The following is a 10635-nucleotide window of genomic DNA, read 5'->3' as shown; positions in this document are numbered from 1 at the left end:
GGCCGAGGAGGTGAACAGACACGGGTCATTTCTCAGCGAAAACTCTGACCCCTCCCGGGTCAGGTCTCAGCGAAAATCAACATTTCAGCATCCAATCGGGACGCCACCCTGCATAACTTATAACCTGTTGGATCTGCTTGCAGATCGGGTTGTATGCCGAGGTCCCGGTCGGCGCCGATTGGAACCCCGCTCTCTGAGAGAAATCAGCAGAAACCTCAAAGGTATAGGAGCCGTTTTCATGGGGCCAGGGTTGGACGCCTATTCACACGTGGTGGCTTGTGCCGCCTGATCCAGCGGCGCCATAGTGCCATGCACAGGGTCGGATGGGAGCAGTGGACGAACTTCGCTTCCTAACAGCCTTGTACCGCCCCGGCAGCCTCGTGGATGTCGGCGCGCACGAGGGCCTTCTTACCTTGCCGCTGAGCCGTCTTCCCGGCGCGCGTGTCTTGGCCTTCGAGCCACTCCCGGCCGCCTTCGCCCGGCTATCTGTCGCCTGCGCGGGCATCGCGTCGATTGAACTGCTTCCACAGGCTCTGGGTGATGCGCCCGGCCAGCTGACGCTCTCAACGCCGGTGGTGGAGGGGGTCCGCCAGGAGCAATGGGCTTCCCTGGTCAAGAAGTTTGCGGGCTTCGGTCCGCGCGTCAGCGCCGAGAAGGTACAGGTGCCGGTCGTTACGCTCGACAGCTTCGCCCTGCATGACCTGACCGCGATGAAGGTCGATGCGGAAGGCGCCGAGTACGAGGTCCTGCGGGGCGCGCGCGACACCCTGCTTCGCTGTCGCCCGGTCATGACGCTCGAACTGGAGGAGCGGCATCGGGAAGGTTCGACCTGGGCGGTGCCTGCCTTCCTGGATGCGCTGGACTACGTCACCTGCTTCGTTCTGGAGGGAAGGTGGTGGCCTGCCTCAGCCCTTGACCGCGCCACCATGCAACAGGCCAGCTCGGACCCCTCGGACTACGCGGCATCCAACCCCTATGTCTTCAATTTCTTCGCCTGGCCGCGGGAACTGGACACCATGGTCCGGCACTGCCTTCCGGAGATTAAGGCCAGGGCTTGAGAGCCTCCGCGCGCTTTTGCGCCACAGGACGGTCGGGAGACCTTCTGCGCCTCTCACCAGGTGCGTGTACGAAGAAGGACCATACATGTCGCCAAGGACACCACGTTCACCGCCACGTCCCTGCCTCGCTGGCGCGGCCGGAAGGACAAGCACCGGTCGTGGCGGGCGGCGACGGTTCGTGGATGCTGGAACTGGCACGCGGCGCCGACGGCGGGTTCGCCTTCGCCTACGAGCGGGTCGGTGGCATCGTCCGCATCACCGTTAGGCGGTGCTGCGGCATCTGGCCGGGCACGTGCTTCAAGCGGTGGCCGTCGGCATGCGCGAGGAGGCCATCTCACCCGACCTCAGTTCGCCTGCGAGGGCGAGGAAGGCGCGGACGGCGGGGCCCGCCGACCGCTCGGGCAAGGTGACACCTCCTACCTCCCGCGCGGCAGGGGGATGGAGCGGGGCGACCTGGCAGCCTGATAGGCGGAGGCCGCTGAGGGCCGCCCTTGGCAGGATCGTCGTCCCGAGCCCTTCCGCGACCAGTGCGACGAGGGAGCTGTTCGCGATCATCTCCTGGGCTGGCCGGAGGGCGATGCCCGCCCGTTCAAACAGCACCTCAAGGCTTTCCCGCAGGTCAACTCCACGCGGGTTCAGCACCAGCGCCCTGCCCCGGAGACTCTCCAGCGGGACGCGCTTGCCGGGAGGGCGCCGGCCTGCTCCGGGCGAGACGACGAGGTACTCGTCCATGAATAGCGGCGTGAAGTGCAGGGCGTCGGCGGAGGGAGGGCGGGACATGATGCCCAGGTCGACCTCACCTCGCCGGATCATCGCCAGCGCCGACCGTGAATCCGTGTCGCGCAGACGGACCTCAATGCCGGGGTGCTTTGCGGTAAAGTTCCGTACCAGCTTGGGCAGGATCGTCGCGGCCATGGAAGGTAGCGCGACGATGGCAAGGAGGCCGCGCTGCAGGGCCGCCTCGTCGCGGAGTTCCGCGACAACACGGCGCAAGTCACCGCAGACCCTGCCAAGCGCGATCCGTGCGGCCCTGCCCTGCGGTGTCAGGCTGACGGAGCGGGTGGTCCTGTGGAGAAGCTGGACCTGCAGGGCCGCCTCGAGCTGGCGCACCTGCACGCTCAGCGCCGACTGGGAGATGTGGAGTTGCTCCGCCGCGCTCCGGAAGCCGCCGACCTCGGCTACCACGAGGAAGCTGAGAATGTGCTGAACGTTCACGTCCCGCAGCGCCCTTAGGACATCCGCTTCCGTCATTGATCTCTGGTTCCGATCAAATGATCTGAATGTACGGTTTGACGCTGTTATGCGCTGATTCCTAGGGTCATGGAAAGGCTCGGGGCCATGAAGTTCCGCGCCGTGAGGAGACACAGGAAAGACGATGGACACGTTGCTCTCGCGGCGCGGCGTCTGCTGCCTGACGGCCGCCCTCGGGCTCTCGCGGCCAGCCCTGGCGCAGGCCGGCTCATACCCATCGCGGCCCGTCACCCTGATCGTGCCTTACGGGGCCGGGTCCAGCACCGACATCCTTGCCCGCGTCATCGCGCGCCGCATGTCAGCGGATCTCGGCCAGCCAGTGATCGTCGAGAACCGCGCTGGCGCCGGTGGCACACTCGGCAGCGTCGCCGTCGCCCGCTCTGCGGCCGACGGCTATACGCTGGTGATGGGAACGATTTCGTCCCACTCGATCAACGCCTCGATGATGGCGAACATCCCGTACCAGGTGATGGAAGACTTCTCCCCCATCTCCTTGGTCGCCTACTTCCCGAACGTCCTGGCCGTGAGCAAGGACCTTCCCGCCAGCACCATCCCCGAGCTCGCCGCCCTCACCCGGCGGCGCGGCGGGATGAACTTCGCGACGGGTGGGGTCGGGTCCTCGGGGCAACTGGCGGGCGAGCTGCTGAAGGCGCGTACCGGCGCGCTGATGAACCACGTCCCGTACCGGGAGATCGGGCAGGCCATCACCGATACGATGGCCGGTCACGTCCCCATCGTCATCTACCAGGTGCCGTCGCTGGCCTCGAACATCCAGGGCGGGCAGATCAAGGCGATCGCCGTGCTGTCGCCGGAGCGCACGCCCCTCCTGCCGAACACCCCGACGCCGGGCGAGCAGGGCGTGGAGAATTTCGACGCCACGGCCTGGATGGGGCTGTTCGGCCCGGCCCGCCTCCCTCCGAGCATCGTGGCAAGCCTGCGGAAGGTCGTTGCCGCCGCCGCCGACGACGAGGCGCTCAGGGCGCAGCTGACGCAGCAGGGCTTCACCCTGGTGGGCAGCGGCCCGGACGAGTTCCGCAACTTCCTCCAATCCGACATCGCCAAGTGGGCGGAGGTCGTAAGAATGACAGGAGCGACCATTGACTGACACCGCGCCGACACGGACGGTTTTGCTCCGCGAAATTGCCCATGCCCGCTCGGGCGAGAAGGGCAACAGCTCGATGGTCTCAGTGATCGCCTTCGACGAGGCTGACTACCCGCTCCTTCTCGAGCAGGTGACGGTGGAGGCGGTGCGCTCCGTCTTCGGCCCGATCACCAAGGGCAGCATCACGCGCTACGAGGTGCCATCCATCGGCGCCCTGAACTTTGTCCTCGATGAGGTGCTCGAAGGCGGCCGGTCGCGCACCCTCGCCTTCGAGGAATCCGGCAAGGCCCTGTCCTCGCTCATGCTGACCCTGCCGCTGCGCCTGCCGTCCGGGCACCGCCGCGCAGCGGCGCAGGCGCCCCGACCGGCCTCACCGCAGGGCGAGGGCAAGTCCATCCGCCTCGGCTCCGCCACGGCCTGGTCCCGGGACCGCTTCGAACCAGCGGCCGACCTGCTCGACCGTGGCGACCTCGACTACCTGTGCTTCGAGACCATGTCCGAGGTCACCATGAGCGCGGCCCAGGCATCGCGCCTGGAGAACGACGCGACCCCGCTCTACGATCCCTACCTGGTGGCCCGCATGGAGCCGATCCTGCGGCAGGCCAAGGCGCAGGGGGTGCGGATCATCACCAACCAGGGGTGGCTCGACCCGGTCGGCGCAGCCCGCCGCCTGGTGGAACTGGCCGGGGAGCTGGGCATTGAAGACCTGCGGGTCGCCGCCGTCGATGGCGGCATCCTGACCGACCGCATCACCGAGCTCGGCGTCAACTTCCTCGAGAACGGGCGGCCGGTCGCCGAGCGACAGGACGCGGTCGTCTCGGCCGAGGCCTACATGGGCGCGGCCGGGATCGTGGAGGCCCTGGCGCACGGCGCCGACGTCGTGGTCACCACCCGGGTCGCCGACGCCTGCCTTTATCTCGGCCCCATGGCGCACGAGTTCGGCTGGTCCCTGGAGGACCATGAACGCATGGCGCGAGGCATGATCATTGGCCACATCATGGAATGCGGGGCACAGGTCTGCGGCGGCTACTTCGCCGACCCCGGCTACAAGGACGTCCCCCGCCTGGCGGAGGTCGGCAACCCCATCGCGGAGGTGAGCGAGGGCCGGGTGATCCTGTCCAAGTTGCCCGGCAGCGGCGGCCTGCTCACGCCAGCCACCTGCAAGGAGCAACTCCTCTACGAGGTCGGCAACCCGGCGGAGTACCTCTGCCCCGACTGCGTGACGGACCTGACGAGGGTGCGCTTCGAGCAGGTTGGCCAGGACGAGGTGGAGATTCTCATCGAGCCAGGCTCAGGGCGGCCCAAGCCCCCGACCCTAAAAGTCCTGGTGGGCCTGCGCGAGGGCTTCATGACGGAGGAGATGGTGATCTTCGCTGGCCCCGGCGCCCTGGCCCGGGCCCGTGCTACCGAGGAACTGCTGAAGGAACGCTTCCGCAGGATCGAGCTACGGGCCGAGGAGATCCGCTTCGACTACCTCGGCATCAACGCCGTGCACCGCGAGGCGTCGCCGCCCATGGAGCACGAGCCCTACGAGGTCATCCTGCGCATCGGCCTGAAGACGTCGAGCCGCGCCGAGGCGGACAAGCTCCGCCGCGAGGTCGATCCCTTGGCGGTGAACGGGCTCGCCGGGACCGGCAAGTGGGCCACCAGCAGCCTGGGATCGCGGGTCCGCCCGGTGGTGGGCCTGAACTCCTGCCTCGTTCCGCGCGAGCTGGTGCCGACGCGCGTCGTGTTGACGGAAGCCCTCGCGAAGGAGGCGACGTGATGGCCCCAGCGGTGGTCCGGGTCGCTGCGGCGCTGCTCGGCGCCGTCATCGTGTCCCCCGCATGGGCGGAAGGCTGGCCTGCGGGCCAGCCCATCACGATGGTGCTGCCCTCGGGGCCGGGCGGGTCATCCGATCCGCTCGCGCGCCTGTTGGCCGAAGAGATGGGCAAGCGCCTGAACCAGTCGATCGTCGTGGTGAACCGCCCCGGCGCGGGTGGCAACGTCGGCATGGCCCAGGCCGCCCGCGCCAAGCCAGACGGCTACACGGTCGTCCTCTCCTGGACCGGGCCGCTCGCCACCAATCTCGCCCTCTACCGGGACGTGGGCTGGAATCCGAGCCGCGACCTCGTGCCCGTCGGCATGGTGGGCTGCACGCCGAACGTCCTGGCGGTTTCTCCCACCTTCCCGGCGTCCTCCCTCCCCGGCTTTCTCGACTACGCGCGTGCGCATTCCGGCGCGGTCTCCTACGGCACGACCGGCGTGGGGAGTTCCTGGCACATCGCGGGCGAGATGCTGAACCAGAAGGCCGATGGCGCCCTGGTCCACATCCCCTATCCGACGCCGGGCGGCCCGATGGCCGACCTCGCGGGCGGGCGGCTGCAAGCCATCTTCCCGGTCATCCCGATGACCGTGCCCCATGTCCGGGCATCCACCCTGAAGGTGCTGGTGGTGTTCTCGGAGCGTCGTTCCGCCGTTCTGCCTGAGGTGCCCACGACGGCGGAGGCTGGCTACCCTGGCTTGGTCAGCGAGACCTGCTTCGCGCTCCTGGCGCCGACGGGCATACCGGCGGAGGTGATCGCACGCCTGAACGGCACGCTCAACGACGTCCTCGCCGCTCCCGCCACGCGGGAGCGCGTCTCCGACATGGGCCTGACGATCCAGACGGGCGCCCCCGATCGCGTCACCGCCTTTCTCGCGACGGAGGTGCCGCGGCAGGCTTCCATCGTTCACGCCTCCGGCGCCAGAGCCGACTGAGGAGGCCAGACGCACCAGGGAAACCTGAGGGCAGCCGCACGGCTGTCCTCCGATGCATGCATACCCGCCGTCGGCGTTCACGATCGTGCCCGTCATCAGGCTGGACGCGTCCGAGGCCAAGCCACGGCAGCGCGAGGGGACGGCGGCCATCAAGGGCTCAGCCGAACCCGGTCAATGTGAGCGGCAGCGCCGCCCACAGTCTCATGGTCCTCGACCTGCTGCGTGAGCCCTGGGACTGGCGCGCGCAAGCATCTGTCCGTCAGTCAGCTCGCACACTGGCCTCCTGGATCACACGAGCCCAACGGGCTCTCTCGGTTTCCATCAGCGAGCTCAGTGCCGCGCCGGTCAGGTCGGGCGCCACTTGCATCCCCTGACTCTCCAGGAAGCGGCGGATCTCCAGCTGGCCAACAGCTCTGACGAAGGCGCCACGCAGCCTCTCCCGGACCGGCTCAGGTGTCGCGATGGCGACCGTAAGTCCGAAGAAGACCGAGGCGTCATTCCCGTGCAGGCCCTGCTCCGCCACGGTTGGGAGATCTGGCAGCACGGCCGACCGTTCTAAGGTGGTCACCCCAAGCCCTCGAACGCGTCCGCCCTGGATGTGCGGCAGGGCCGTCAGCACGTCGGTGAAGACCATGGCGACATGCCCGGCCAGCAGGTCGTTCAACGCCGGGCCGGTGCCCTTGTACGGGATGTGCTCGATGTTGGTGCCTGCCATGCGGTTGAACAGCGCGCCAGCCAGATGCGAGGAGGCGCCGTTGCCGGAGGAGCCGAACGACAGCTTCTCTTTTTTCGCCAGCGCCACCAGTTCGGGCACGGTTCGCGCGGGCACCCTGGCATTCACCGCGAGGACGTTCGGGATGCGGCCCAGCGGCGCGATCGGGGCGAAGTCCTTGACCGGGTCATAGGTCTGGTCGGGGTAGAGCATTCGGTTGATGGCCAGCGGGCCCGAGGTGCCGAACAGGATGGTCTGGCCATCCGGCGCGCTGCGGGCAACGAACTCGGCACCAATGTTGCCACCGGCGCCGGGCCGGTTCTCGACCACGACGACCTGGCCCAAGGGCTCACCGAGGCCAAGGGCGAGGCGCCGGGCGATCAGGTCGGTAGGCCCGCCGGGCGCGAAGGGCACGATCAGCAGCACCGGTCTGCCGCCGGGCTGCGCCAGAGCGGGCCGGGCCAGACCCCCCACCGCAGCCAGGGCCAACATGGAACGCCGGGTCGTCTTCATGCGGTGTCTCCCTGCCCGGTGCCCGGATCTTCCAGCAGATCCCGCAGCTCGGCCTCCTCGGACTCCAGCGGGTCGCGTGGCAGCACGCGGTGCCGCAGCACCAGCCGGGCCAGGGCAAGCCGCCGTGGCGTGCCAAGGCGTGCCGCCTCCCAGGCCATGGCCGCCGCCGAGGTCAGGTGGTAGAGCGCCGAGGCCGCCTGGCGCGCCAGGGCTGGATCCTCCTGCGCCCTGTCGGCCAGGGCGATGGCACGGTCGAGAGCGGGCGCCGCCTCTGGCAGCGCTGCACCATTGCCGAGAAGCCCATGCACATGCGCGCGCAGCACCGGCAGCGATCCTTCCCGCGCGGCGGCGCGCAGCACGTCGAGCGCCACGATGTTGCTGGTGCCCTCCCAGATGCTGCCGAGATGGCTGTCGCGCACCAGCCGGGCATCCGGCCATTCCTCGATGTATCCGCAGCCCCCGCGCACCTCCATCGCGTCGCCGGCCACCCGCCGGGCGTCACGGCAGGCGCGGAACTTCAGCAGTGGAGTAAGGATGCGCAGGAGGGCATAGGCGCCCTCCTCCCCCGCATCGGCACGCCGCAGCGCCTCGGCGGCCTGGAAGGCCATGCTGCGGGCCTGCTCGGTCGGCACCAGCAGCTTGGCGAGTTGGCGCTGCATCAGCGGCATCTCGACCAGACGCCTGCCGAAGGCCACGCGGCGATGCGCGATGAACAGCGCTTCCGTGGTGGCGCGCCGCATCATGCCCGCAGCGCGGACGCCGTTGGACAGGCGGGAGTTGTTCACCATGTCGGCCATCTGCCGGAAGCCCGCCTCCGGCTCGCCCACCAGCCAGGCTACGGCGCCGTTCATCGTCACCTCGCCCGAGGCCATGGAGCGGGTGCCGAGCTTGTCCTTCAGCCGGACGATGCGGTGGTGGTTCGGCGTGCCATCCGGCAGGCGGCGCGGCAGCAGGAAGAGCGACACGCCCTTCAGCCCGGGCGGCCCACCCTCGCGGCGCGCCAGCACCATGGCGAGCGCGGCATCGGGGTTGGAGCAGAACCATTTGTCGCCGTTGAGCGACCAGCTGCCGTCCTCGCGCGGCGAGGCCGTCACCGCCGTCGCGGCGATGTCCGAGCCCGCTCCCTGCTCCGTCATGAACATCGAACCCTGGTCGAGCGCGTCCAGGTCCTGGCTGGTCAGGGCGGGGAGGTAACGGGCCACCAGGGCCGGATCGCCGAACTTGCGCAGGGTCCGGGTGAGGCTGTCGGTCATGCTGACGGGGCAGCAGAGGCCGAACTCGGCCTGCACGAAGAGGTAGGTCAGCAGGTACTTGGCAGCCGGTGGCATGGGAGCGTCCCAGCCCAGTACCCCTCCGCGGTGCGATAGGGCCGCCAAGCCGAACTCGCCGAAAGCGAGCTGCTCCATATCCCGATAGGCCGGATGATAGTCGACCGACTGCAGATCCTCGCCGCGGCGGGTCCGGTGCCGCAGCTCCGGCGGGTTGCGGTCGGCCTGATGAGCCAGGGCATCGAGCTCGCCGCCCGCCAACCGGCCCAGCCGGTCGAGATGTGGCGCAAGATGCTCGACCAGATCGGGAGGCAGGTACAGGCGTGCCAGCCGGGCGAGGTCGGAATCCGCGCGGTACAGGTTCAGCCCATGGCTGTCGGGGATGGCGGCTGCGCCGGAGGGCGGAACCAGGGGACGGATGTGCATGCGTTACCTCCAGTTTTTCTGCTGAGGAGGCTCCCCGGAGCGGGGTCCGCCTGCCAATCGATTTGTTTGCTGGGGCCGTTGAGCTAGGCTCAAGCCCATGAGGATCCGGCGTCTTCCTTCCCTGACCGCCCTACGGAACTTCGAGGCGGCCGCACGTCACCTGAGCGTCACTCGGGCGGCGGACGAGCTTGCCGTCACTCCTGGCGCGGTCAGCCGTGGGGTGCGGCAGTTGGAGCACGAGCTTGGCGTTAGCCTGTTCCTGCGTAGCGCCACCGGGCTGGCGCTTACCCCGGCTGGCGAGATGCTCTTCGCAGCCGCGCGGGACGGCTTCGACTGCGTCGCGGCGGGGGTGAACAAGATCCGGCAGGCGGCGCCAGGGCGGCTCACGCTCGGGGTCTACTCGCTCTTCGCCAGCCGCTGGCTGATCCCGCGCTGGCACCAACTGCGTGAGCGGCACCCGGACCTTGAGATTGATCTGCAGACTTGCACCGACCCGGCAGCGATGGTGCCGGGCACCTTCGACGCAGCGATCGCTGTGACCGACATGCAGCCCCGACCTGGCATGGCAATGCAGAGGCTGGTACCGATCGAGATGATGCCGGTCTGCTCACCGGCCACGGCCAGTGGATGCGACTGGCAGCGCGTAACGTTGCTGCATTCGCGCCAGCGTCCGGAGGACTGGGCGCGCTGGCTGAACGCAGCGGGAATGAAAGGCCGTGATCCTCATGCCGGGCTATCCTTTGACAGCATCGCACTGGCCGTCGACGCGGCTGCGGAAGGCCTAGGGGTCGCGCTCGCCATCCGAGCGCTGGCTGGAGCGGATCTCGCTGCACGCCGTGTCGTGGCGCCACATCATTTTATCCGACCCACCAGCCGGTCGTTCACGTTGCTTCACCAAGCGAGCCGACATCTTGATCCAGGCCTGACAGCGCTGCGTGGTTGGTTGCTTGAAGAGGCTGAAATGGCGCGCTGAACCCGCCTGCCCTGCCTGTGGCGGTGAGGTGGTCCCCATCTGCCGGACAGATTGGCGGCTGGGATAAGCTCGGTTCTGGTTGGTGTCAGGCCGCCAGTCTCTCCATCCCGGCTGCCCCGTCTGCCTCGTCGGGAATGCACCCGGCTATGGCAGAATGCGGCCGCCGGGCATTGTAGTAGCTGATCCAGCTGCTGAGCCCGGCTCGCAGCTCGGATCCGGTTTCGAAGGCATGCAGGTGGACGCAATCATACTTCAGGCTGCACCAGAGCCGTTCGATAAACACGTTGTCCATCCAGCGGCCCCGCCCATCCATGGAGATGCGCACTCCAGCGCGTTGCAGCACGCTGGTGAACCGCGGTGAAGTGAACTGGCCACCTTGATCGGTGTTGAAGATCTCAGGCCCTCCATATCGGGCCAGAGCTTCTTCCAGGGCTTCGAGGCAGAACTCCACATCCATGGTGTTCGACGCCCGCCAGGACAGCACCTTGCTCGTCGCCCGGTCCATCACCTGGGCCAGATAGAGAAAGCCCCGGCGCATCGGAATGTACGTCAAATCGGTGCACCAGACCTGGTTCGGCCGGTCAATCACCAGA

At 68.2% G+C, this 10635-nt stretch carries 9 protein-coding genes; 5 read left to right on the top strand and 4 right to left on the bottom strand.

Annotated features, from left to right (window positions below):
* Window positions 1-332 precede the first annotated feature (332 nt).
* Window positions 333-1058: an FkbM family methyltransferase gene (locus EBE87_RS26530; protein WP_158601014.1), complete on the top strand. Its 726-nt coding sequence runs from the start codon at window positions 333-335 to the stop codon at window positions 1056-1058.
* 297 nt (window positions 1059-1355) lie between these two features.
* Here the strand turns inward: EBE87_RS26530 and EBE87_RS26525 are convergent, their stop codons facing one another.
* Window positions 1356-2309 (bottom strand): LysR family transcriptional regulator, encoded by a 954-nt coding sequence (locus EBE87_RS26525; RefSeq protein ID WP_120640224.1) that lies wholly within the window; start codon window positions 2307-2309, stop codon window positions 1356-1358.
* A 124-nt stretch (window positions 2310-2433) separates the two neighbouring features.
* On the opposite strand from EBE87_RS26525, the gene EBE87_RS26520 reads away from it, so the two are divergent.
* Genes EBE87_RS26520 through EBE87_RS26510 form a run of 3 tightly spaced genes read left to right on the top strand, consistent with a single transcriptional unit; the run spans window position 2434 to window position 6150 of the window.
* Complete coding sequence (locus tag EBE87_RS26520) at window positions 2434-3414, top strand: Bug family tripartite tricarboxylate transporter substrate binding protein (protein WP_120640223.1); 981 nt, start codon at window positions 2434-2436, stop codon at window positions 3412-3414.
* On the top strand, window positions 3407-5176 hold the full coding sequence (locus EBE87_RS26515; protein WP_199707782.1) for an acyclic terpene utilization AtuA family protein: 1770 nt from the start codon (window positions 3407-3409) through the stop codon (window positions 5174-5176). Before EBE87_RS26520 ends, EBE87_RS26515 begins: the two co-directional genes overlap by 8 nt.
* Window positions 5176-6150 carry a Bug family tripartite tricarboxylate transporter substrate binding protein gene (locus EBE87_RS26510; protein WP_120640222.1) on the top strand — a complete coding sequence of 325 codons (975 nt, stop codon included), beginning with the start codon at window positions 5176-5178 and terminating at the stop codon, window positions 6148-6150. The genes EBE87_RS26515 and EBE87_RS26510 overlap by 1 nt, the downstream gene beginning before the upstream one ends.
* 259 nt (window positions 6151-6409) lie before the next feature.
* Here the strand turns inward: EBE87_RS26510 and EBE87_RS26505 are convergent, their stop codons facing one another.
* Both EBE87_RS26505 and EBE87_RS26500 read right to left on the bottom strand, forming a co-directional pair.
* Window positions 6410-7375 carry a Bug family tripartite tricarboxylate transporter substrate binding protein gene (locus tag EBE87_RS26505; RefSeq protein ID WP_120640221.1) on the bottom strand — a complete coding sequence of 322 codons (966 nt, stop codon included), beginning with the start codon at window positions 7373-7375 and terminating at the stop codon, window positions 6410-6412.
* Entirely contained in the window at window positions 7372-9069 is a 1698-nt protein-coding gene (locus EBE87_RS26500; protein WP_120640220.1) for an acyl-CoA dehydrogenase family protein, read from the bottom strand. The genes EBE87_RS26505 and EBE87_RS26500 overlap by 4 nt, the downstream gene beginning before the upstream one ends.
* Window positions 9070-9166: 97 nt before the next feature.
* Between EBE87_RS26500 and EBE87_RS26495 the strand changes: the two genes are divergently transcribed.
* Window positions 9167-10042 (top strand): LysR substrate-binding domain-containing protein, encoded by an 876-nt coding sequence (locus tag EBE87_RS26495; protein ID WP_120640219.1) that lies wholly within the window; start codon window positions 9167-9169, stop codon window positions 10040-10042.
* An 85-nt stretch (window positions 10043-10127) separates the two neighbouring features.
* Here EBE87_RS26495 and EBE87_RS26490 read toward each other — a convergent pair.
* The coding region (locus EBE87_RS26490) for an IS3 family transposase (RefSeq protein ID WP_122140257.1) at window positions 10128-10635 on the bottom strand (508 nt) is incomplete at its 5' end.

Origin of the sequence: Teichococcus wenyumeiae, from assembly GCF_003696345.1 — a bacterium.
Taxonomy (GTDB): Bacteria; Pseudomonadota; Alphaproteobacteria; order Acetobacterales; family Acetobacteraceae; genus Pseudoroseomonas; species Pseudoroseomonas wenyumeiae.
This window is presented reverse-complemented; position numbering and strand designations above follow the sequence as displayed.